This window comes from Microbacterium sp. JZ101, from assembly GCF_053903175.1.
Window position 1 is genome coordinate 3,540,208 of sequence record NZ_CP096400.1, and the last position, 20,308, is coordinate 3,560,515.

The 20,308-nt window shown below is 68.7% G+C and carries 22 protein-coding genes and 1 pseudogene; 14 read left to right on the plus strand and 9 right to left on the minus strand.

Annotated features, from left to right (window positions below; all coding sequences use genetic code 11):
• Positions 1-11 precede the first annotated feature (11 nt).
• The 6 genes and pseudogenes from gyrB to M1D56_RS16290 form a co-directional block, all read right to left on the minus strand.
• Positions 12-2,084, minus strand: coding sequence for a DNA topoisomerase (ATP-hydrolyzing) subunit B (gene gyrB, locus M1D56_RS16265; RefSeq protein ID WP_282978355.1), 2,073 nt, complete (start codon positions 2,082-2,084; stop codon positions 12-14).
• Between the two features lie 122 nt (positions 2,085-2,206).
• A complete protein-coding gene (locus tag M1D56_RS16270; RefSeq protein ID WP_271172525.1) occupies positions 2,207-2,692 on the minus strand; it encodes a DUF721 domain-containing protein in 486 nt (161 codons plus the stop codon).
• Complete coding sequence (gene recF / locus M1D56_RS16275; RefSeq protein ID WP_456284231.1) at positions 2,685-3,869, minus strand: DNA replication/repair protein RecF; 1,185 nt, start codon at positions 3,867-3,869, stop codon at positions 2,685-2,687. Before recF ends, M1D56_RS16270 begins: the two co-directional genes overlap by 8 nt.
• Before the next feature lie 115 nt (positions 3,870-3,984).
• Positions 3,985-5,130 carry a DNA polymerase III subunit beta gene (dnaN, locus tag M1D56_RS16280; RefSeq protein ID WP_271172527.1) on the minus strand — a complete coding sequence of 382 codons (1,146 nt, stop codon included), beginning with the start codon at positions 5,128-5,130 and terminating at the stop codon, positions 3,985-3,987.
• Between the two features lie 515 nt (positions 5,131-5,645).
• On the minus strand, positions 5,646-6,905 hold the full coding sequence (gene dnaA, locus M1D56_RS16285; protein ID WP_374727778.1) for a chromosomal replication initiator protein DnaA: 1,260 nt from the start codon (positions 6,903-6,905) through the stop codon (positions 5,646-5,648).
• A pseudogene (locus tag M1D56_RS16290) lies at positions 6,878-7,046 on the minus strand (chromosomal replication initiator protein DnaA); the annotation flags it as partial. The gene dnaA and the pseudogene M1D56_RS16290, both read right to left, overlap by 28 nt.
• A 258-nt stretch (positions 7,047-7,304) precedes the next feature.
• On the opposite strand from M1D56_RS16290, the gene rpmH reads away from it, so the two are divergent.
• The 13 genes from rpmH to M1D56_RS16355 all read left to right on the plus strand — a co-directional run bounded on the left by rpmH (position 7,305) and on the right by M1D56_RS16355 (position 16,685).
• Positions 7,305-7,442, plus strand: coding sequence for a 50S ribosomal protein L34 (gene rpmH, locus M1D56_RS16295; RefSeq protein ID WP_156242570.1), 138 nt, complete (start codon positions 7,305-7,307; stop codon positions 7,440-7,442).
• Between the two features lie 16 nt (positions 7,443-7,458).
• The gene (gene rnpA / locus M1D56_RS16300; protein ID WP_271172529.1) at positions 7,459-7,797 is read left to right on the plus strand and encodes a ribonuclease P protein component; all 339 of its coding nucleotides are present in this window, start codon (positions 7,459-7,461) and stop codon (positions 7,795-7,797) included.
• Positions 7,794-8,144 (plus strand): membrane protein insertion efficiency factor YidD, encoded by a 351-nt coding sequence (yidD, locus tag M1D56_RS16305; protein ID WP_271172530.1) that lies wholly within the window; start codon positions 7,794-7,796, stop codon positions 8,142-8,144. Before rnpA ends, yidD begins: the two co-directional genes overlap by 4 nt.
• A 5-nt stretch (positions 8,145-8,149) precedes the next feature.
• On the plus strand, positions 8,150-9,181 hold the full coding sequence (yidC, locus tag M1D56_RS16310; protein ID WP_455969748.1) for a membrane protein insertase YidC: 1,032 nt from the start codon (positions 8,150-8,152) through the stop codon (positions 9,179-9,181).
• 40 nt (positions 9,182-9,221) lie between these two features.
• Complete coding sequence (locus M1D56_RS16315) at positions 9,222-9,716, plus strand: Jag family protein (RefSeq protein WP_324013303.1); 495 nt, start codon at positions 9,222-9,224, stop codon at positions 9,714-9,716.
• Positions 9,716-10,363: a 16S rRNA (guanine(527)-N(7))-methyltransferase RsmG gene (gene rsmG / locus M1D56_RS16320; RefSeq protein ID WP_456284232.1), complete on the plus strand. Its 648-nt coding sequence runs from the start codon at positions 9,716-9,718 to the stop codon at positions 10,361-10,363. The genes M1D56_RS16315 and rsmG overlap by 1 nt, the downstream gene beginning before the upstream one ends.
• A gap of 77 nt (positions 10,364-10,440) precedes the next feature.
• Positions 10,441-11,256 (plus strand): class I SAM-dependent methyltransferase, encoded by an 816-nt coding sequence (locus M1D56_RS16325; RefSeq protein ID WP_456284233.1) that lies wholly within the window; start codon positions 10,441-10,443, stop codon positions 11,254-11,256.
• Between the two features lie 1,247 nt (positions 11,257-12,503).
• Positions 12,504-13,430 carry a ParA family protein gene (locus M1D56_RS16330; protein WP_456284234.1) on the plus strand — a complete coding sequence of 309 codons (927 nt, stop codon included), beginning with the start codon at positions 12,504-12,506 and terminating at the stop codon, positions 13,428-13,430.
• The gene (locus M1D56_RS16335; RefSeq protein WP_271172536.1) at positions 13,430-14,443 is read left to right on the plus strand and encodes a ParB/RepB/Spo0J family partition protein; all 1,014 of its coding nucleotides are present in this window, start codon (positions 13,430-13,432) and stop codon (positions 14,441-14,443) included. Before M1D56_RS16330 ends, M1D56_RS16335 begins: the two co-directional genes overlap by 1 nt.
• A gap of 22 nt (positions 14,444-14,465) precedes the next feature.
• Complete coding sequence (locus tag M1D56_RS16340) at positions 14,466-14,864, plus strand: VOC family protein (RefSeq protein ID WP_456284235.1); 399 nt, start codon at positions 14,466-14,468, stop codon at positions 14,862-14,864.
• A gap of 117 nt (positions 14,865-14,981) precedes the next feature.
• On the plus strand, positions 14,982-15,899 hold the full coding sequence (locus tag M1D56_RS16345; RefSeq protein ID WP_271172538.1) for an SDR family oxidoreductase: 918 nt from the start codon (positions 14,982-14,984) through the stop codon (positions 15,897-15,899).
• Positions 15,900-15,913: 14 nt separating this feature from the next.
• The gene (locus tag M1D56_RS16350; protein ID WP_271172539.1) at positions 15,914-16,171 is read left to right on the plus strand and encodes a DUF7218 family protein; all 258 of its coding nucleotides are present in this window, start codon (positions 15,914-15,916) and stop codon (positions 16,169-16,171) included.
• A 160-nt stretch (positions 16,172-16,331) separates the two neighbouring features.
• Positions 16,332-16,685 carry a tryptophan synthase subunit alpha gene (locus M1D56_RS16355; RefSeq protein WP_324013296.1) on the plus strand — a complete coding sequence of 118 codons (354 nt, stop codon included), beginning with the start codon at positions 16,332-16,334 and terminating at the stop codon, positions 16,683-16,685.
• Between the two features lie 81 nt (positions 16,686-16,766).
• Here the strand turns inward: M1D56_RS16355 and trxA are convergent, their stop codons facing one another.
• The 3 genes from trxA to M1D56_RS16370 all read right to left on the minus strand — a co-directional run bounded on the left by trxA (position 16,767) and on the right by M1D56_RS16370 (position 19,194).
• Positions 16,767-17,093 carry a thioredoxin gene (trxA, locus tag M1D56_RS16360; RefSeq protein WP_271172540.1) on the minus strand — a complete coding sequence of 109 codons (327 nt, stop codon included), beginning with the start codon at positions 17,091-17,093 and terminating at the stop codon, positions 16,767-16,769.
• Between the two features lie 62 nt (positions 17,094-17,155).
• Complete coding sequence (trxB, locus tag M1D56_RS16365) at positions 17,156-18,124, minus strand: thioredoxin-disulfide reductase (RefSeq protein WP_324013293.1); 969 nt, start codon at positions 18,122-18,124, stop codon at positions 17,156-17,158.
• 74 nt (positions 18,125-18,198) lie between these two features.
• Positions 18,199-19,194 (minus strand): LacI family DNA-binding transcriptional regulator, encoded by a 996-nt coding sequence (locus M1D56_RS16370; RefSeq protein WP_456285249.1) that lies wholly within the window; start codon positions 19,192-19,194, stop codon positions 18,199-18,201.
• Positions 19,195-19,378: 184 nt separating this feature from the next.
• Here M1D56_RS16370 and M1D56_RS16375 point away from each other — a divergent pair, with 184 nt between their 5' ends.
• Positions 19,379-20,308, plus strand: a complete 930-nt coding sequence (locus M1D56_RS16375; RefSeq protein WP_271172682.1) for a carbohydrate ABC transporter permease — start codon at positions 19,379-19,381, stop codon at positions 20,306-20,308.

Consider the following 20,308-nt stretch of genomic DNA (forward strand, 5'->3'; position numbering starts at 1 on the left):
CGCCGGAGTCGTCAGATGTCCAGGAACCTCACGTCCTTCGCGTTGCGCTGGATGAAGCTCCGGCGGGACTCGACGTCCTCGCCCATGAGCACCGAGAAGATCTCGTCGGCCGCGGCGGCGTCGTCGATGGTCACCTGACGCAGCGTGCGCGTCTCGGGGTTCATCGTCGTGTCCCACAGCTCCGAGTCGTTCATCTCGCCGAGACCCTTGTAGCGCTGGATGCCCGCGTCCTTCGGGAGGCGCTTGCCGGCGGCCGCGCCCTCCTTGAGGAGCGCGTCGCGCTCGCGGTCGCTGTAGACGTACTCGTGCGGCGCGTTCGACCACTTCAGGCGGTAGAGCGGCGGCATCGCGAGGTACACGAAGCCGGCCTCGACGAGCCCGCGCATGTAGCGGAACAGCAGCGTCAGCAGGAGCGTCGTGATGTGCTGGCCGTCGACGTCGGCATCCGTCATCAGCACGATCTTGTGGTAGCGCGCCTTCTCGATGTCGAACTCGGGCCCGATGCCCGTGCCGAACGCCTGGATCATCGCCTGGACTTCCTTGTTGCCCAGCGCCTTGTCGATGCGCGCCCGCTCGACGTTGAGGATCTTGCCGCGCAGGGCGAGGATCGCCTGCGTGTGCGGGTCGCGGCCGCCCACGGCCGAGCCGCCTGCGGAGTCTCCCTCGACGAGGAAGATCTCGCTGATCGACGGGTCCTTCGACGTGCAGTCCTTGAGCTTGTCGGGCATCGCGGCCGACTCGAACACGCTCTTGCGCCGCGCCGTCTCGCGCGCCTTGCGCGCGGCCATCCGCGCCGTCGCCGCGTCGATCGCCTTGCGGATGATGTTCTTCGCCTGCGCGGGATTCCGCTCGAACCAGTCGGCGAGCTGGTCGTTCACGACCTTCTGCACGAAGGCCTTGGCCTCGGTGTTGCCGAGCTTCGTCTTCGTCTGGCCCTCGAACTGCGGCTCGGAGAGCTTCACGGAGATGACGGCGGTCAGCCCCTCGCGGACGTCGTCGCCCGTGAGGTTGTCGTCCTTCTCCTTGATGATGTTGTTCGCACGCGCGTACCGGTTGACGAGAGAGGTGAGCGCCGCGCGGAAGCCCTCCTCGTGGGTGCCGCCCTCGTGCGTGTTGATCATGTTCGCGTACGTGAAGACGTTCTCGGTGTAGCTCGTCGTCCACTGCATGGCGATCTCGACGGCCATCCGGCCATCGCCCTGCTCCGACTCGAGCACGACGATCTCCTCGTTCACGCGCTCGGCCTTGCGCACCTTGTTCAGGTACTCGACGTAGTCGACGAGGCCGCGCTCGTAGTGGAAGACGTTGTGGCGCTTGACGATCTCGGTCGAGCCGTCCTCGGCCTCGACCTCCTCCGCCGACGACTCGCGCTCGTCCGACAGCTCGATGCGCAGGCCCTTGTTGAGGAACGCCGTCTGCTGGAAGCGGGTGCGGAGCGTCTCGTAGTCGAATTCGACGCCCTCGACGAAGATCTCCGCGTCGGGCCAGAACGTGATGCTCGTGCCCGTCTCCTCGGTGGCCTCGCCCTGCTCGATCGGCGCGATCGGCACGCCGCCGCCCGAGAACGACTGGCGCCAGACGTAGCCGTCGCGCTTGACCACCGCGTCGAGGCGGGTCGAGAGCGCGTTGACGACCGACGAACCGACGCCGTGCAGGCCGCCGGAGACCGCGTAGCCGCCGCCGCCGAACTTGCCGCCCGCGTGCAGCACGGTGAGGACCACCTCGAGCGTCGACTTGCCCTCGGTCTTGTGCATCGCGACGGGGATGCCGCGGCCGTTGTCGACGACCCGGACACCGCCATCCGCGAGCAGCGTCACGACGATCGTGTCGCAGTAGCCCGCGAGCGCCTCATCGACCGAGTTGTCGACGATCTCGTAGACGAGATGGTGCAGACCGCGCGGACCGGTCGACCCGATGTACATGCCCGGGCGCTTGCGCACGGCCTCGAGGCCCTCGAGGACCTGGATCGCATCGGCGCCGTACTCGTTCTGCACCTTGCGGGGGCCCGATGCGGCGTCGCCCCTCTCGTCTGCCCGACCGTCGTCGATCGGCTCGGACTCGTTCTGAGGGGTTTCGCTCGTCATAGGAAGAAGTGCTCCACATCTGTGATCGGCAGCCTTCCGAGTCTATCGTCCCGAGCGCTCGGCCGCGGCCGTCACCGCCCGTCTCACGCGAGAAAAACAGGCAGCCTACGATCCGACCCGTGCTAGCCGTAGGTATCGCGCGGGCCGCGCCCTGGAACGCGCCTGATGCCGTGATTCCAGGAGGGCACGTCGGGCCCGAAGAAGCGGATGTCGGTGACGCCCGCCTCGGGGTACAGCTGCACGACCCGCGTGAGGAAGTGCGCGCGCATGAGATGCATCTGCTTGCTGCGCGGCGTCGAGTCGCACCGCACGACGACGACGCCGTTCGAGAAGGTCTCGATCCGGGAGTGCGCGGCGTTGTCGGGCCCGGCGATCTCCTCCCAGTTCAGGGCGAGGTCCTCGCGCTGGAGGTGCGGCTCCCATCCGCTCGATCGGGTGAGCACGTCGAGCGCCTCTCCCAGCGGCTTCGGGTCGCGCCCCGGCGCGAACGGCGCGTTCTCATCGTCGTCGTCGACGATCCGCCGCTTCTTGCGATACCTCTTGCTGGGCTCGAGCCCGCGCAGCCGCAGGTACGTCGCGATCGTCTCGGGGACCTCGGGCTCAGCCATCCGAGGGCTCCGGAGAGAGCGGATGGTCCGCGAGCGGCCCGAGGACGGCTCCGGCCTCGATGCGCACCGCGTTCGCACGCAGCGGCTCGGGCACGTCCGCGGCGACGGCCGCGGTGACGAGCACCTGCTCGAAGTCGGCGACCACATCGGCGAGGCGCCGGCGGCGATCGGCATCGAGCTCGGCAAACACGTCGTCGAGGATGAGGATGGGGTCGCCGCCCTGAGACTCGGCGCGCAGCAGCTCGGCCGACGCGAGGCGCAGGGCGAGCGCGACCGACCACGACTCGCCGTGCGACGCGTAGCCCTTCACGGGGAGGCCGCGAACCGTGAGCAGGAGGTCGTCCCGATGCGGACCGACGAGGGTCAGCCCGCGGTCGAGCTCCTGCGCGCGGCGCGCCGCGAGCGCGGATCGGAAGAGCTCCTCGGTCGAGCCCTCGTCCGCGCCGGCGGGCGCCTCATCCCCCTCCTCGGGATCCGCGCCGCGGACGGAGAGCACCCAGCTGAGCTCGGGGCGATGGTCCTCGCCCGCCACCCCCGCGTAGGCCGCGGCGACGGGCTCGGCGAGATCCTGCGCGAGGCGCACGCGCGCGTCGATGAGCTGCGAGCCCAGCGCCACGAGCTTGTCATCCCACACGTCGAGCGTCGACAGCTGCGCTCCCTTGAGACCGCGCGCCCGCGCGGACTTCAGCAGCGCGGTGCGCTGCCGCAGCGTCCGCTCGTAGTCGGCGATGACGCCGGCCATGCGCGGTGTGCGCTGGATGAGCAGCTGATCGGCGAAACGACGACGCTGCGAGGGGTCGCCGCGCACGATCTGCAGGTCCTCGGGGGCGAAGAGCACGGCCTGCGCGTAGCGCGGCAGCTCGGAGGTGCGCACGGGAGAGCCGCTCACGCGCGCGCGGTTCGACCCCTGCTTGTTGATCTGGAGCTCGAGGGTGACCCGACGGGCGCCGTGCGCGAGACGCGCGCGGACGAACGCGGCGTCCTTCCCCTCGCGCACGAGCGGGGCATCCGACGACACCCGGTGCGAGCCGAGCGTCGCGAGATACGCGATCGCCTCGGCGAGATTGGTCTTGCCCTGGCCGTTCCGCCCGACGAGCACGTTCGGCCCCGGCTGCAGGGCGAGCTCGGCCTCTGCGTAGTTGCGGAAGTCGACGAGGCTGAGGTGCTCGACGATCATGTCCTCGACCTCCTTCCGGGATGCGCGGAGGCGATCCAGGACGTCGTGTCGCGACGTTTCGTCTCGCTCCGCTCGCTCAACGACCGATCAGCGGCGCGCGGCCCGCGCCCGGGTCCTACCTCAGCAGCAGGTTCGGCTGGAGCAGGTACTTGAACGAGTCCTGACCCGCCTGGTCGACCGACGTCTGGCTCGTGATGAGGATCGGGCTCAGCTTGTTCGCGTTGTCGCTCGACGTGAACGTCACCCGCACGAACTCGCTCTTCACGGCGCCGAGCGCCTCGAGCAGGTACTGCGGGTTGAGCCCGAGGGTGACCTCGTCGCCGCCCGTGAGGTGCGCGTCGACCGACTCGGATGCGCGGGCCTGGTCGCCGCCCGAGGCGTCCATCGTGACCTGAGAGGTCGAGAACGTGAAGCGCAGCGGCGCCGAGCGGTCGAGCACGAGCGACACGCGGCGCACGGCTTCCGCGAGGTCGGCGGTGCTCACCACCGCGTAGTGCTCGGTCTGCGCGGGGAACAGACGGCGGACCGGCGGGAAGTTGCCCTTGATGAGCAGCGACGTCACCGTCTTGTTGCCGGCCGTGAAGGCGATGATCTCGCGGTCGCCCGAGCCGGAGAACGCGATCGAGATGTTGCCGCCGTGGGAGAAGGTCTTGCCGACCTCCTGCAGCGTGCGCGCCGGCACGAGCGCCGTCGCCTCCTGCTGGCTGCCGTCCCACGGGATGTCGCGGAGCGCGACGCGGTACCGGTCCGTCGCGACGAGGCTCAGGCCCGTGCCCGAGACCTCGAGCTGCACGCCCGTGAGGACGGGGGTCACGTCATCGCGCGACGCGGCGAACGCGACCTGCGAGATCGCGGTCGCGAAGTCGTCGCCGGGAACGAGGCCCGACTCGCCCGTGACCTCCGGGATTGCGGGGTATTCCTCAACCGGCATCGACGCGAGGGCGAAGCTCGCGGAGCCGCACGTCAGCGCGATGTTGCCGTCGTCCTCGGTCGAGATCTGGATCGGCTGGTTCGGCAGGCGGCTCGCGATGTCGGAGAGCAGTCGGCCGTGCACGAGGATCGTGCCCGGCTCGTCGACCGTGGCCTCGATCGTCGTGCGCGCCGACGCCTCGTAGTCGAACGCCGAGAGGGCGAGGCTGCCGTCGCCGTTCGCCTCGATGAGCACGCCCGCCAGGATCGGCTGAGGGTTGCGCTGCGGCAGCAGCTTGACGACGAATGAGACGGCCTCGCTGAAGACGTCGCGGTTCACGTGGAACTTCACGTGTCGCTCCCCTCGGAATCACAACAACGGGCGCTCTTGGCCCACGGGTCTCCCATGCTAGTGCCCCGCGTTCGACCGTCCGTCGAGAAGGTCATCGGAGGCCCTTTCAGACAAGAGATCTCTTAACCGTGTTAACCGCTGTGGACAGTGTGGATAACTCTGTGGATGCGAGGCGGGAGTAGGGAACGACATGTGTGTGACTTGTGGAGGAGCTGCGGACGCGTCGTGGACGGCTCGGATGGCCGCCGAGCCGCTGTCACAGGCGGTTCCACACATCCGTGGCGTGTCCTCCACACCGTCCGAGGCGTGTCTCCCCAGTTATCCACAGGAGTTTTCACATGGGGAGAACTTGTTATAGGGGGTCGACGCGCCCTGCGTCAAGAGCGCGTTCAGGCATACGTCACGCGGCGTACAGGTGACGGAAAGCGCATGTCCCGATCGAGGCCGTATCGTCCGGCAGACGCCGGCGAGGGCCCGGAACGCGTGGTTCCGAGCCCTCGTGCGGGAAGGGCGGGTCAGCGCCGCCCGAGCTGCGTGGTGATCTCCTGCACCTGGTTGTAGACCGAGCGCTTCTCCTTCATGAGCTCGTTGATCTTCCGGTACGCGTACATCACCGTCGTGTGGTCGCGCCCTCCGAAGAGCTGCCCGATCTTGGGGAGCGAGAGGCTCGTGCGCTCGCGGCAGAGGTACATGGCGATCTGACGGGCCTGCGCGACGGACTGCGCGCGGCTCGAGCCGTGCAGATCGTCGGCGGTGAGCTTGAAGTAGCCGGCGGTCACGCTGATGATGTCGTTCGGCGACACGACGGTGTCCTCGGACTGGTCGACGATGTCGCGCAGCACGGTCTGGGCGAGCTCCAGGGAGACGGGCGACCTGTTGAGGCTCGCGAAGGCCGAGACGCGGATGAGGGCGCCCTCGAGCTCGCGGATGTTCGTGGAGACGTTCGAGGCGATGTACTCGATCACGTCGTCGGGGATGTCGAGGCGCTCGGCCTGCCCCTTCTTCCGCAGGATCGCGACGCGCGTCTCGAGATCGGGTGCCTGGACATCCGTGATGAGGCCCCATTCGAAGCGGCTGCGCATGCGGTCCTCGAAGCCCGTGAGGAGCTTGGGCGCGACGTCGCTCGTGATGACCACCTGCTTGTCGTGGTCATGCAGCGTGTTGAACGTGTGGAAGAACGTCTCCTGCGTCTCGGCCTTGCCCTGCAGGAACTGGATGTCGTCGATCAGCAGGATGTCGACCTCGCGGTACCGCGCGTTGAAGGCGGCGCCGCGGTTGTTCGCGATCGAGTTGATGAAGTCGTTCGTGAACTCCTCGCTCGAGACGTATCGCACGCGGACGCCCGGATAGAGGTTGAGCGCGTAGTCGCCGATCGCATGGAGGAGGTGCGTCTTGCCCAGGCCTGAGTCGCCGTAGATGAAGAGCGGGTTGTACGCCTTCGCCGGCGCCTCGGCGACGGCGACGGCCGCGGCGTGCGCGAACCTGTTCGACTGGCCGATGACGAAGTTGTCGAAGGTGTACTTCGGGTTGAGGCGCGTGTCCTCCCGCGACCTGCTCTGCGGCGGCGCCGAAGCGGACGTCGACGCGACAGGGCGCTGCGGAGCCTCCACGGGGACCGGCGGCGCGGGCGCGTCGAAGGACGCCTCGGTGAGCTCGGGGTTCACCGACACGCGGAACGACTTGGCGTCGGCGCCGATGCGCTCGAGCGCCTCCATGATCGGCTCGCGCATGCGCTTGTTGATCTGGGCGGCCGTCAGGTCGTTCGGCACGTCGATGTAGAGGGTGCCCCCCATGACGCCCTGAGGGACGGCCAGACTCAGGTATCCCTCGAGAAGAGGAGTGATCCGATCGTCGCTGGCCAGCTCCGCCAGCACCGTGCGCCAGACGGGGACGTCCGGGATCTCGTGCGCGCTCATGGCCTCCCCTAGCCTGTGGATAACTTCGTGACACGCTAGTGGATGGATGGCGAACGGCAAACTCCGTCTTGGCGCGCGCGCGCGTGTTCCTGCGGGCGCGGATCCGACACTGTGGAGATACTGTCAGGTTGTCCGCCTCATTTGCAGGATCGCCCTCGGTCGGCGTACTCTAAATCGGTTGACTTATGCCCTTCCGGGCTCCACCAACTCTCGTCTCCGGTCACATGATTCCGGTGACCATCCCTCCGGAGTGATTCCATGAGCAAGCGCACTTTCCAGCCCAACAACCGCCGTCGTGCCAAGAAGCACGGCTTCCGCGCTCGTATGCGCACCCGCGCCGGCCGCGCCATCCTCGCCGCACGTCGCGGCAAGGGCCGCGTCGAGCTCTCGGCGTAATCCCGACGACGAGTCCGTGCTCGCGAGGCCGCATCGCCTGGTCCTCGGCGCCGACTATCGCAAGGTCGTGCGTCGAGGCTCTCGATGCGCCGGTGCGTCGACCGTGACGCACGTCGTGCACTCCTTCGAGGAGCGCGCGCCGCGGTTCGGATTCATCGTCAGCAAGGCCGTCGGCAACGCCGTCACGCGGAACACCGTGCGCCGCCGCCTCAAGGCGGTGTGCGCGGAGGCGCTTCCGGACGTGCGACCGGGGGCCGATGTCGTCATCCGCGCCCTGCCCTCGGCGGCCGACGCCACCTTCCAGGAGCTCCGCTCCGAGGTGACGCGCTGCCTCGCGCGCAAGGCGGCGGCATGAGCGTGCTGCCCGCGTCGGCCACAGGGTCGGCGCGGTTTCGCGTATCCGACGCCGTTCGGGCGCTCCCGCTGCTGCCGCGCAACGCCGGCCTCGTGCTCCTGCATGGATATCGCGCGACGATCTCGCACCTCTACGGCGACGTCTGCAAGTACTACCCCTCCTGCTCCGCATACGCGGTGACGGCCGTGCAGCAGCACGGCCTCGTGAAAGGATCGGGACTGGCGGCGATGCGCATCGCCCGGTGCCACCCGTGGGCTGCGGGCGGCGAAGACGACGTGACGCCGCACCCGCGCTTCCGCTACGACCTCACCCGTCACGGCTTCGTCGTGCCGCTACGAAAGGACTGACCTCCGTGGACTTCCTCGGAATCATCCTCTGGCCCATCCGCTGGGTCATCGAAATGATCCTCGTCGGCTGGCACGCCGTCCTGACCTTCTTCGGCATGCCGGTGGACGGCGGACTCACCTGGGTCCTCTCGATCGCCGGCGTCGTCGTCATCGTGCGCACGGCTCTGATCCCGCTCTTCGTGAAGCAGATCAAGAGCCAGCGCAAGATGATGGAAATCGCTCCTGAGATGAAGAAGATCCAGGAGAAGTACCGGGGCAAGCGCGATCAGCTCTCTCGCGAGGCGATGAGCCGCGAGACCATGGCGCTGTACAAGAAGCACGGCACGACGCCGGTGTCGAGCTGCCTGCCTCTGCTCGTGCAGATGCCGGTCTTCTTCTCGCTGTACTACACGCTGTACGACATCAAGGCGCACGCGGCGGCGAACAAGGGCGGCGTCGGCCTGCTGTCGCCGGAGCTCACTCAGCAGTTCAACAACGCGAAGCTGTTCGACATCGCCCCGCTGAGCGAGACGCTCGTCGACGCCATCCAGCACCGCCCCGACGGCTGGGTCGGCACCACGATCATCCTCGTGATCATGGTCGCGCTGATGATCGCGACGCAGTTCTTCACGCAGCTGCAGATCGTCTCGAAGAACCTCTCGCCCGAGGCCAAGACGGGCCAGGCGTACCAGATGCAGCGCATCATGCTCTACATCATCCCGTTCGCGATGATCTTCTCGGGCGTCTTCTTCCCGCTGGGCGTCGTCTCGTACTGGTTCTTCAACAACCTCTGGACCATGTGCCAGCAGTTCCTCGTGATCCGCGAGCTCCCGACGCCCGGCTCGGATGCCGCGAAGGAGCGCGAGGCGCGTCTCGCCCGCAAGGGCAAGGCGATCAACAGCCAGGGCAAGGTCGTCACGATGGCCGAGTACGAGGCCGAGCAGCAGGAGCTGCTGCGCAAGGCCGAGGAGGCCCGCGCGAAGCAGCCCAAGCGCCAGCAGCCCATGAGCGCGAAGCGCGCGAAGAAGCAGCAGCGGCCCGACGGCGCGTCGAGCTGACGCCCCCTCCGCCCGGACCGGCCACACGAGAATGGACGCCATGAACACGCAGCCCGCCACCGCGGCCGACGCCCCCACCGAGGCCGACCTCGAGCGCGAGGGCGACGTCGCCGCCGACTTCCTCGAGGGCCTTCTTGATATCGCCGACATCGACGGCGACCTCACGCTCGACGTGCGCCAGGGGCGCGCGTACGTGTCGGTCGAGTCGGACGACGCGTCGCTGCGCGTGATCTCGCACCCGGACACCGTGCAGGCTCTGCAGGAGCTCACCCGGCTCGCGGTGCAGAGCGAGACCGGCGCCTTCTCGCGGCTCATCCTGGACATCGGCGGCTCGCGCGACGTCCGCCGTCGACAGCTTGAGACGCTCGTCGACGCGGCCGTCGCGAAGCTCGAGGAGGGGGCCACGCAGGCGTCCCTTCCGTCGATGTCGTCGTACGAGCGCAAGCTCGTGCACGACATCGCTGCGGACCGCGGTCTCGTCTCGGAGTCGTACGGCGAGGGACCCGACCGCCACACGGTCATCCGCCGCGGCTGATGGTCTCCTCCCCCGCCGGCCTCGAGGCCGAGCCCGCCGAGGCGGCCGCGCTCTTCGGAGATCGGATCGATCTGGCGCGCACGTACACGCAGGCGCTCGCCGAGCACGGCGAGGAGCGCGGGCTGATCGGCCCCCTCGAGGTTCCGCGCCTGTGGTCGCGCCACATCCTCAACTCCGCCGTGACGGCGCCCCTCTTCCCCGAGGGCGGACGCGTCGGCGACGTGGGGTCGGGTGCCGGCCTGCCGGGGCTCGTGCTCGCGATCGCGCGGCCGGACGCGCAGTGGGTGCTCATCGAGCCGATGGAGCGTCGCACGACCTGGCTCAACGAGCAGGTCGCGGCGCTCGGCCTCGACAACGTCGTGGTCGAACGCGCACGCGCCGAAGAGGCGGGGCGCTGGGAGGGTGTGCTCGACGCCGTCACCGCACGCGCGGTGTCGGCGCTGAGGACGCTCATCCCCTGGACTGCTCCGCTCGTGCGAGACGGCGGAGAGCTGATCCTCCTCAAGGGGCAGAGCGCTCCGAACGAGATCGATGCCGCGGCGAAGGCCATCCGGAAGTACAAGCTCTCGGATGTCCGCGTCGAGATGGTCGGCGAGGGCACGATCTCCGAGCCCACGCGGGTCGTGCGCGCTCTCGTCCGCGCGTAATTGACTGCTGATCTGGGAGTTTCTCGGTCGCACGACTGGTGATGGCTCAGTGCGTCGCCTCTCGGTAGCCTCGGAGCATGGATCAACGCGAGCGCGACGAACGCATTCGCGCGTACTATGGCGAGCATTTCGACGAGGGCGAGCGCCTGTCCTCGCGATCGGCGGCGGGTCGGCTTGAGTTCCTCCGTGTTCAGTCGCTGGTGCGCGCCCGGCTGCAGCCCGCGTCGACCGTGCTGGACGTCGGCGGGGCGACCGGCGCGCATGCGCGCTGGCTGGTTGCGGACGGGCATGCGGTCACCCTGGTCGATCCGGTGCCTGCCCAGGTCGACGTCGCTGCCCGCATCCCCGGGGTGAGGGCTCTGGTCGGGGATGCACGTTCTCTGGACCACGTCGACGCGAGCGCTGACGCGGTGATCATGCTCGGGCCGCTCTATCATCTGCAGGATCGGGCTGATCGGCTGCGCGCGCTGGCTGAGGCGCTTCGCGTCCTGCGGCCGGGTGGGGTCGTGTTCGCGGGAGCGATCTCTCGCCTCTCTGCACTGACCAAGACGGTGCTGGCTCGTGGATTTCGCGATCTGCCCGCGGATGAGGTGCGCGTGCTGCTCGAGAACGGAACCACGGCGGGATCGCTGGAGCCCGCCGCAGGGCGCTTTCCGGGTGGCCATCATCACACGGCTGAGGAGCTCTCCCACGAGCTGTCGGAGGCGGGCTTCGCGGAGGTGGAGATCGTGGGGCTGGAAGGTCCCGGCGGGATGGGTCTCGAACTGATGGCGCCGGACGAGGAGGTGGTCGCGGCCGGAGAGGTGCTTGCGAAACGCCTGGAGGCGAGTCCGTACGGCCCGGACCTGTCAACGCACCTTCTCGGCATCGCGTCGAGACCGCACGAGGTGTGAGTCGCTGCGCACCCGGCGTGGTCCTGGGTGCAGATGTGTTTCACGTGAAACCCGCGCGGGAGTGGCTGGATCGGTTGCGTCTGTGCACCGGGTTCGCGCGGCGTTTCACGTGAAACGACGCGGGCCCTCGCGGATCGCATCGCTGCCTCGTGTGACGGCTCCTGGATGCGTGGCCGGCCACGCTCTCGGGCGCTGACGATACGGAGTGACGCGCGGCGGGAGTGGCGGTCCGCGACGTCGATGAATCTGGATCTTCCAGTTCACCGCGAGTACGCGCCCGGATCGGACGATCACGCGGATCGGTACGCATTTGCGTCTCGACCGGCGCGGTGGACTCGGGCGCACGGCGCTCGCCCGCACGCGCACACCACTCGGCACTGAAGACGAGGAGATGTCGCGTTTCACGTGAAACATTGCAGAGTGCGGCGACAGCGGTCGCGGTCAGTGGGTGTCGCGCCCCGTGCCGTCCCGAGGCGCGTCTGTCCGGAAGAGACGACGCGTTGTGAGGATGGTGAGGGATGGTGAGGCGTTTCACGTGGAACAGAGCCATGTTGCTCCGTCTGGGCGGCACCTTGAAGGCGGAAGTGACGCCTCGGACTCGGCAGCGTGAGGGATCTGGGAGAGTGACGAGACGTCGATGGGGAAGCCCGCTTGCTCGTGGGCGCTGGCCGTCCCTTCCCGGGCCGCACCCGCGCTCTGCAGGAGTCTCACTCGTCAGATCCAGTGCAGCGCGGTTGTCTCCGTGCTTCGACGCGGGACGTTCCTCGATGCCTTCTGCCCGCCGGTCTCCCCCGCGACATCCACGTTCGGCTCTCCGGTCGCCCTGCATCCACTCCGGAGATGCGGTTTGGTAGGCCGTTGGCTCGAGGCCAATCCGGTCGGGACATTTCATGTGAAACACGTGGGCGGCCGACTGCTTCGGACCGCAACTTCGAGCGGCGCCCGAGCTCGCCGCTCCGTCGCACGCCGGGGCCTCCCCGCGCCCATCTCTGTTGCACGGGGTCGATGGCTCGTCCCGTCGCTCTGGGGATCAAGTGCGGCGTTGCCGCGCGCGATGTTTCACGTGAAACGCTGCGGGCAGCGGCGCGAGAACCGGACCGGTTGGACGGCGACGCCGTGATCGACGTGACGTTTCACGTGAAACATCCGGACCGCGCGAACACCCAGCCCCTACCTGGGTGCCGCTGCAGGCGTGGCGGGGTATCGCCCGTTAGAGTGGAGAGCGTCTGCTCGCGGCGAAGGGATGAGTGTTTCACGTGAAACAGTCCGGCAACATCACGGAGCCTGACGACAGTCCGATCGCGCGGGAGTTGGCCGACCTCACAGCCCGTCGCCGCGCGCTTGCGGACGTCGAGGTGTCGTTCACCGGCCCCACTCGGATCATGACGATCTCGAACCAGAAGGGCGGGGTCGGCAAGACCACGACGACAGTGAACATCGCTGCCGCGATCACCTCGCTGGGCGGTCGTGTCCTCGTGATCGACCTCGATCCGCAGGGGAACGCGTCGACGGCGCTCGGTGTCCCCCACAACGCCGAGAGCCCGAGCATCTACGACGTCCTGATCGACGACGTTCCACTGAAGGATGTGGTGCAGCAGAGCCCTGAGGGCGAGACACTGGTGTGCGCACCGAGCAACATCCACCTCGCCGGCGCTGAGATCGAGCTGGTCACGCAGGTCGCCCGTGAGCAGCGACTGAAGACCGCTCTGGCGGAGTATCTCGAGGATCGCGAGGAGCGCCTCGACTTCGTCCTGATCGACTGCCCTCCCTCGCTGGGGCTTCTCACGATCAACGCGTTCACGGCAGCGACCGAGGTGTTCCTCCCGATTCAGTGCGAGTACTACGCGCTCGAGGGATTGAGCCAGCTCCTCGGGAACGTGAAGATGATCCAGAAGCACCTCAATCCGCGCCTGCGTCTGTCGACCATCCTTCTCACCATGTTCGACGCGCGCACGCGACTGTCTCAGCAGGTCGCCGACGAGGTGCGAGGGCACTTCACGGGCGAGGTGCTCGACACCGTCATTCCGCGCTCCGTGCGCGTCTCCGAGGCACCGAGCTTCGGGCAGACGGTCATCACATACGACGGCAACTCCGCGGGTGCGATCGCGTACCGCGAGGCCGCGCTCGAGATCGTGCGACGCGGAAGCGCGGACGCGAAGGAAGGGGAATCCTGATGGCGAAACGTACTGGCCTGGGTCGCGGCATCGGAGCGCTCATTCCGACCTCGGAGCTGAGCGACGAGCGTCCCGTCGATGTCTTCTTCCCGTCGTCGACGAAGACCAAGGGCTCGAGCGCCGGCGAGACCGCGCCGCGGAAGCGCGCGTCGAAGGAGGAGGCCTCCCCCACGTCGGGCGAAGAGCTCGTCGAGGTCCCGGGCGCGCGCCTCGTGCACATCGACCCGAAGGCGATCGTCCCCAACCCGCGTCAGCCGCGCACGAACTTCGACCCCGACGATCTCGCCGAGCTCGTCCACAGCGTGAAGGAGTTTGGCGTCCTGCAGCCGGTCGTCGTGCGCGACAAGGGCGACGGGACGTACGAGCTCATCATGGGCGAGCGCCGAACGCGAGCGTCGCGAGAGGCCGGACTGACCGAGATCCCGGCGATCATCCGCGACACGGCGGATGAGGACCTCCTGCGCGACGCCCTGCTGGAGAACCTCCACCGGTCGCAGCTGAATCCGCTCGAAGAGGCGTCGGCGTACCAGCAGCTCCTCGAGGACTTCGGGATCACGCAGGAGAAGCTCGCGACTCGGATCGGACGCTCGCGCCCCCAGATCAGCAACACCATCCGTCTCCTCCGGCTGCCGGTGCCCGTGCAGCAGCGGGTGGCGGCGGGCGTGCTCAGTGCCGGCCACGCGCGCGCGATCCTCTCCCTCGAGACCGAGGAGCAGATGCAGCAGCTCGCGGACAAGATCGTCAACGAGGATCTGTCCGTCCGCGCTGCCGAGGCAGCGGCCAAGCAGATCGCCGCAGCCGGGACCGCAGCGCCCCAGCGCACTCCTCGCCCTCAGGGCGGAGCGCGGCGCGCCTACCTCGATGAAGTGGCGACGCGACTCGGCGACCGGCTGAGCACAAAGGTCCGGATCAAGCTGACGGCAAGAAAAGGCCAGGTCACGATTGATTTCGCTTCGATCCAGGACCTCAATCGGATGCTCGAGGAGATCGGCGAGACCGCTTACGGCGAGTGAGGGCGGCGGCTAGCGTGGTCGCATGACCGCGCCCACGCCGTACATCTTCTTCCCCGGCACCTGCCGGGAGGCCCTGGAGCACTATCGCGCCGTGTTCGGCGGTGAGCTCGAACTCCACACGTACGGCGAGTTCGGGCGCACCGACGGCCCTGCCGACGACATCGCGCACGGCGACCTCCTCGGGCCCGTCTCGCTTCAGGGCGCGGACGCCGGCGCCGACGAGGACGCGGTCGCGTTGACCGGGGTCATGCTGTCGCTCCTGGGGCGATCTGACGCGGCGACGCTGCACCGCTGGTTCGACTCGCTGGCTCAGGGGGGAACCATCGTCTCGCCGCTCGAGAGGCGCTCCTGGGGCGACTGGGACGGGATCGTCGTGGATGCGCAGGGGCTGCGCTGGCTGATCGGCTACCGCGGGGCCTGAGCGCCGTCCGTAGGGCATGCGCCGCACGACCGTCAAGGGGTTTCGAGCAGGGTCACGGATTCGTAACGTCGAAACCGCACGACCTGTCGAGACACCGAGCCGGGAGGACGAAGCCCCATGGAGACGACCGAGAACGCAGGCACGAGCGGAGCGCAGAGCGGGCAGGACCCGCGCGACGCGAAGGACGGGGGCCCCTTCCCCGAGCAGGAGCAGGAGACGCAGCCGGGGCTCACCGAGGAGATGACCCCCGAGCCCGACCACGGCGAGTCGAGCTGGGTCGGTCGAGGCCGCCTGATCGGGCGCAAGGCGCTCATCACGGGCGGCGACTCGGGCATCGGCCGCGCGGTCGCGCTCGCGTACGCGCGAGAGGGCGCGGATGTCGCGATCGCGCACCTTCCCGAGGAGGAGGCCGACGCAGCCGAGACGCGGCGTCTCGTCGAGGCGGAGGGTCGCGTCTGCGCGACATTCGCCGTCGACCTCACCTCCGAGCAGGAGACCGTCGAGCTCGTGCGCGCGGCGCGCGAGGCCCTCGGCGGCATCGACATCCTCATTCCCAACGCCGCCTACCAGAAGCAGCGCGACGGCATCGAGTCGATGCAGGTGTCGGAGATCGAGCGCGTGTTCCACACGAACCTCGTCTCCGCCATCGTGCTGGCCCGCGAGGCCGTGCCGCACATGCCGGCAGGCGGCTCGATCATCGTCACGACGTCGATCCAGGCGTCCGAGCCCTCCCCCGGGCTGCTCGACTACGCCATGAGCAAGGCCGCCCTCGTGGCCTATGCGCAGGCTCTGGCGCAGGAGCTGGCCGAGAAGGGCATCCGGGTCAATGCGGTCGCTCCTGGCCCCATCTGGACGCCGCTGATCCCCGCGACGGGCTTCCCCGCCGACAAGGTGAAGACCTTCGGCTCGGACACTCCGCTCGGCCGGGCCGGCCAGCCGGCCGAGCTCGCGGGCGCCTACGTGTACCTCGCGAGCGACGAGGCGACGTATGTCACCGGTGCGGTCATCCCGGTCACCGGGGGCCGCCCCTTCTGAGAGGAGGCACGCAGATGCCGAACCCGAGGATCAAGGACGAGAAGCTCTACGAGGAGCTCCGCGAGGACGGTGCGTCGGCCGAGAAGGCCGCGCGCATCGCCAACGCGGCCGCGCGAGACGGCCGGAGCTCGGTCGGCAAGCGCGGCGGCAAGGCGGAGGACTACGAGGAGCGCACGGTGCCGGAGCTGAAGAAGCGCGCGAAGGAGCTCGGAATCGAGGGGTACTCCAAGCTCCGCAAGGGCGAGCTCATCGACCGGCTCCGCAACCACTGAGCCGCCCCGCGGCCGCACCTCTGCATGTCTCACTCGACGAGGCCATCCGGCCCCGGATCCCTCGTCGAGTGAGACATGCAGACTCGGGAAGCGCGGGAGAGCGCGGGCGGAATCGGGTGCGCGCGGCCCTCGTGCGCGTGCACGCGCGTACGCTTGACGGGTGGAGCTGCCCGCCGAATCCCTCCCCCGCCGCCGCGCGAGCGTCGAGGTGCTGCGCGCCGAGGCGGCCGACGAGCTCGCGGCCCTCATCCACGAGCGGCTGCGCGAGGGCGAGGATCCCTGGGACTTCATGGAGGACCTCCCCACGGTCGACGAGCTCGTCGTCTTCACCCTGCGCGCTGAGCACATCGAGGCGGATGGCGGTCTGCGGCCCACGCACGCGCGCAATCAGCGCGTGCTGCGGCTCATCGCGGCCGAGTACCCCGAGCTCACGAAGGCCGTCTGGCGGCTCATCGGCCAGGAGAACACCCATCGCCGCTGGGACGCCGTCGTCCGGGTCGTCGATCGCGGCTGACACGGCGAAGCCGCCCTGCGGACGGATCCGCAGGACGGCTTCGAGGTGCACGCGGCGCAGGAGTCGCTCCTGCGCGGAGTCTCAGCCCAGGTAGGGGGCGAGATCCTGCTCGAGCGCGAACTTGGGCTTGGCGCCGATGATGGTCGAGGCGACCTCGCCGTTCTGGAAGACCTTCATCGCCGGGATCGACGTGATCTGGTACTTCATCGCGAGGTCGGGGTTCTCGTCGACGTTGAGCTTGAGGATGGTGATCTTGTCGGGATTCTCGGCCTGGATCTCGTCCAGGACGGGCGCGACCATGCGGCACGGACCGCACCAGGCGGCCCAGAAGTCGACCAGCACCGGGCCGTCGGCCTGGAGCACATCCTGCTCGAAAGTGGCCGACGAAGTGGCCTTGACGTTGCTCATGGGATCTCCTTGTTCAGCAGCTAAGGGGGAGAACACCGGATGGCGGTGCGATGTTCCCCGGGTCAGGCTTCGACCAGCTGGTCCTCGGTCGGGGCCGGCTCTCCCGCGTCGCCCAGCGACGCGAGGAAGTGCTCGGCGTCGAGCGCGGCGACCGTGCCCGACGCGGCCGCGGTGACCGCCTGGCGGTACGACGGGTCGATCACGTCGCCGGCGGCGAACACGCCGCGCGCGGACGTGCGCGACGAGCGGCCGTCGACCGCGATCGTGCCGTCGGCCGTCAGCTCGAGCTTGTCGTGGACGAGGTGCGTGCGGGGGTCGTTGCCGATCGCCACGAACAGGCCGTCGAGCGCGAGGTCGCGGGTCTCGCCGGTGACGGTGTCACGCAGTGTCACGCCCTCCACGGCCGACTCACCGCGCACGTCAGCGACCTCGGCGTTCCACACGAACTCGATCTTCTCGTTCGCGAAGGCGCGGTCCTGCATGATCTTGGAGGCCTTGAGGCTGTCGCGGCGGTGGATCACGTAGACCTTCGAGGCGAACTTCGTGAGGAACGTCGCCTCCTCCATCGCCGAGTCGCCGCCGCCCACGACCGCGATCTCCTTCTCGCGGAAGAAGAATCCGTCGCAGGTCGCGCACCACGAGACGCCGTGACCGGACAGGCGCTCCTCGCCGGGCACGCCGAGCTTGCGATAGGCGGAGCCCGTGGCGAAGATGACCGCCTGGGCCTCCTCGACGGCGCCGCTGCCGAGCGTGACGCGCTTCACATCGCCCGCGAGGTCGAGCTCGGTCACGTCGTCATAGCGGACCTCGGCGCCGAAGCGCTCAGCCTGCTCCTGCATCTTCTGCATGAGCTCGGGGCCCATGATGCCCTCGGGGAACCCGGGGAAGTTCTCGACCTCGGTCGTGTTCATGAGCTCGCCGCCCACTTCGACCGAGCTGGCCACGACGAGCGGCTGCAGGTTCGCGCGCGCCGCGTAGATCGCCGCCGTGAATCCGGCCGGGCCTGATCCGATGATGATGAGCTGTCGCACGCGCGCCTCCTGAGGTGTCTGGATGACTCAACCCATGGTACGTCCGGGGTATTCCATAGATATTCGTCAATGTATCAGGATGGCCGCGCCGGCGGGGCGGTGCTCTCGCGCACGACGAGCTCGGTCGGCACGACATCGACCCCCGGTCGGCTCTCGGCTCCGGTCCGCAGCTGAGCGAGAGCGGCCGCGACGGCCCGTCGACCGGCGTCCGCGAAGTCCTGATGCACGGACGTGAGCGGCGGGTCGTACGCGACCGCGTCGGCCGTGTCGTCGAAGCCCACCACGCTCACGTCGTCGGGCACGCGGCGCCCGGCCTCCCGCAGCGCACGGTAGAGGCCGAGCGCCATCTGATCGTTCGCGCAGAAGACGGCCGTGCACGACGGATCCGCGGCGAGAGTCCGTCCGATCTCGTAGCCGGACTGCGCCGACCAGTCGCCGCGGAGCAGCGGCGGCACGTCGCGCCCGGCGCGCTCGAGCGTCTGCCGCCATCCGTCCGCGCGGCGCTGCGCGGGATGCGACTCCTCAGGGCCGGTCAGGTGCCACACCGTGCGGTGGCCGAGCGAGAGCAGGTGCTCGGTCGCCTGCCGCGCGCCGTCGAACTGGTCCGTGTCGACGACGACGTGGGCGCCGTCCGCGCTCGTGTCCATGAGCACGATCGGCACCCCCGGGGGGACGAGCGTCTCCGCGCGGTCGAGCAGCTGCTTCTCGATGTTGAGGATGAGCGCGTCGACGGCGAGCTCCTGGAGCCGCGAGTACACGCGCTTGACGCCGCCCTCGGCCTGCGCGCGGAGCGGGATGAGCGTGGTCGTGTACCCCTCGACGGCAGCCGAGTGCGCGATCGCCTCGATCGTGCGGATGTCGCCGATCGTCGACAGCGTGCTGGAGACCACGCCGATCGTCCGGAAGGACCCGAGCTTGAGGGCGCGCGCCGCGCTGTTGGGCCGGTAGCCGAGCTCGTCCATCGCCGCGATGACCAGCTCGCGGGTCTCGTCGAGCACTCCGCCGAAGCCGTTCGCCACGCGCGAGACGGTCTGCGCCGAGACGCCGGCATGGGCCGCGACATCGGCCATCGACACGCGGCGTCCCTCGGAGGTGCGGCGTCGGCGCCGGGGGCGGGGGGAAGCGTCTTCGTCCATCGTCCTGAAACCGTATCGTGACCCCGCCGAGTTGCGCGCTCATCGATGTCGCGTACGATGTTTACGCAAACATAGCTGTTCCCACACTCCTGTCGACGCAGCGGAGGACCCCAGGATGATGACGACGTCGCCTGCCGTCTCGGTGAAGCCACCGGGCCGGGCGCAGACGAGAGCCGCGCGCCATGCACGCGGCCGATGGACCGGATGGGGGTTCCTCGCTCCGTTCATGATCGTGTTCGCGCTCGTCTTCCTCGCCCCGATCGCGTACTCGATCTACCTCAGCCTCTTCCGCTCGCAGCTCGTCGGCGGCACGGTCTTCGTCGGCCTCGACAACTACGTCGCGGCGTTCTCCGACGCCGCGTTCTGGGAGGGCTTCGTCCGCGTGGCGCTGTTCCTCGTCGTGCAGGTGCCCATCATGCTGTGCATCTCGCTCATCGCCGCTCTCGCGATCGACAGCGGCCGCCTGTACGGACGGGACTTCTTCCGCATCGGCATCTTCCTGCCCTACGCAGTGCCGGCCGTCGTCGCCGCGTTCATGTGGGGCTTCATGTACGGCGAGCGCTTCGGGCTCGTCGGCAACCTCGAGGACCTGCTCGGCATCGCGCTCCCCGAGCTGCTCTCCCCCGACCTCGTGCTCGCGTCGATCGGCAACATCGTCACGTGGGAGTTCGCGGGCTACAACATGCTCATCTTCTACTCGGCGCTGCGGGTCATCCCGACCTCTCTCTATGAGGCGGCGGCGATCGACGGCGCGAGCCAGTTCCGGGTCATCCGCGCGATCAAGCTCCCGGCCATCCGCGGATCCCTCGTGGTGGCGACGATCTTCTCGATCATCGGCAGCTTCCAGCTCTTCAACGAGCCGAGCATCATGCAGTCGCTCGCGCCGAACGCGATCACGACCTCGTTCACGCCCAACCTGTACGCCTACAACCTCGCGTTCTCGGGCCAGCAGCTCAACTACTCCGCGACCGTCGCGATCATCATGGGCGTGATCACGATGGTCATCGCCTACGTCGTGCAGCTGCGCGGGATGCGGAAGGCCGACTGA

Coding starts and splice junctions, on each gene's coding strand:
- gyrB (WP_282978355.1), bottom strand. CDS start 2,084: ATGACGAGCGAAACCCCTCAGAACGAGTCCGAGCCGATCGACGACGGT.
- M1D56_RS16270 (WP_271172525.1), bottom strand. CDS start 2,692: ATGGCTGAGCCCGAGGTCCCCGAGACGATCGCGACGTACCTGCGGCTG.
- recF (WP_456284231.1), bottom strand. CDS start 3,869: ATGATCGTCGAGCACCTCAGCCTCGTCGACTTCCGCAACTACGCAGAG.
- rpmH (WP_156242570.1), top strand. CDS start 7,305: ATGAGCAAGCGCACTTTCCAGCCCAACAACCGCCGTCGTGCCAAGAAG.
- yidD (WP_271172530.1), top strand. CDS start 7,794: ATGAGCGTGCTGCCCGCGTCGGCCACAGGGTCGGCGCGGTTTCGCGTA.
- M1D56_RS16315 (WP_324013303.1), top strand. CDS start 9,222: ATGAACACGCAGCCCGCCACCGCGGCCGACGCCCCCACCGAGGCCGAC.
- rsmG (WP_456284232.1), top strand. CDS start 9,716: ATGGTCTCCTCCCCCGCCGGCCTCGAGGCCGAGCCCGCCGAGGCGGCC.
- M1D56_RS16325 (WP_456284233.1), top strand. CDS start 10,441: ATGGATCAACGCGAGCGCGACGAACGCATTCGCGCGTACTATGGCGAG.
- M1D56_RS16335 (WP_271172536.1), top strand. CDS start 13,430: ATGGCGAAACGTACTGGCCTGGGTCGCGGCATCGGAGCGCTCATTCCG.
- M1D56_RS16340 (WP_456284235.1), top strand. CDS start 14,466: ATGACCGCGCCCACGCCGTACATCTTCTTCCCCGGCACCTGCCGGGAG.
- M1D56_RS16345 (WP_271172538.1), top strand. CDS start 14,982: ATGGAGACGACCGAGAACGCAGGCACGAGCGGAGCGCAGAGCGGGCAG.
- M1D56_RS16350 (WP_271172539.1), top strand. CDS start 15,914: ATGCCGAACCCGAGGATCAAGGACGAGAAGCTCTACGAGGAGCTCCGC.
- trxA (WP_271172540.1), bottom strand. CDS start 17,093: ATGAGCAACGTCAAGGCCACTTCGTCGGCCACTTTCGAGCAGGATGTG.
- M1D56_RS16370 (WP_456285249.1), bottom strand. CDS start 19,194: ATGGCCGATGTCGCGGCCCATGCCGGCGTCTCGGCGCAGACCGTCTCG.
- M1D56_RS16375 (WP_271172682.1), top strand. CDS start 19,379: ATGACGACGTCGCCTGCCGTCTCGGTGAAGCCACCGGGCCGGGCGCAG.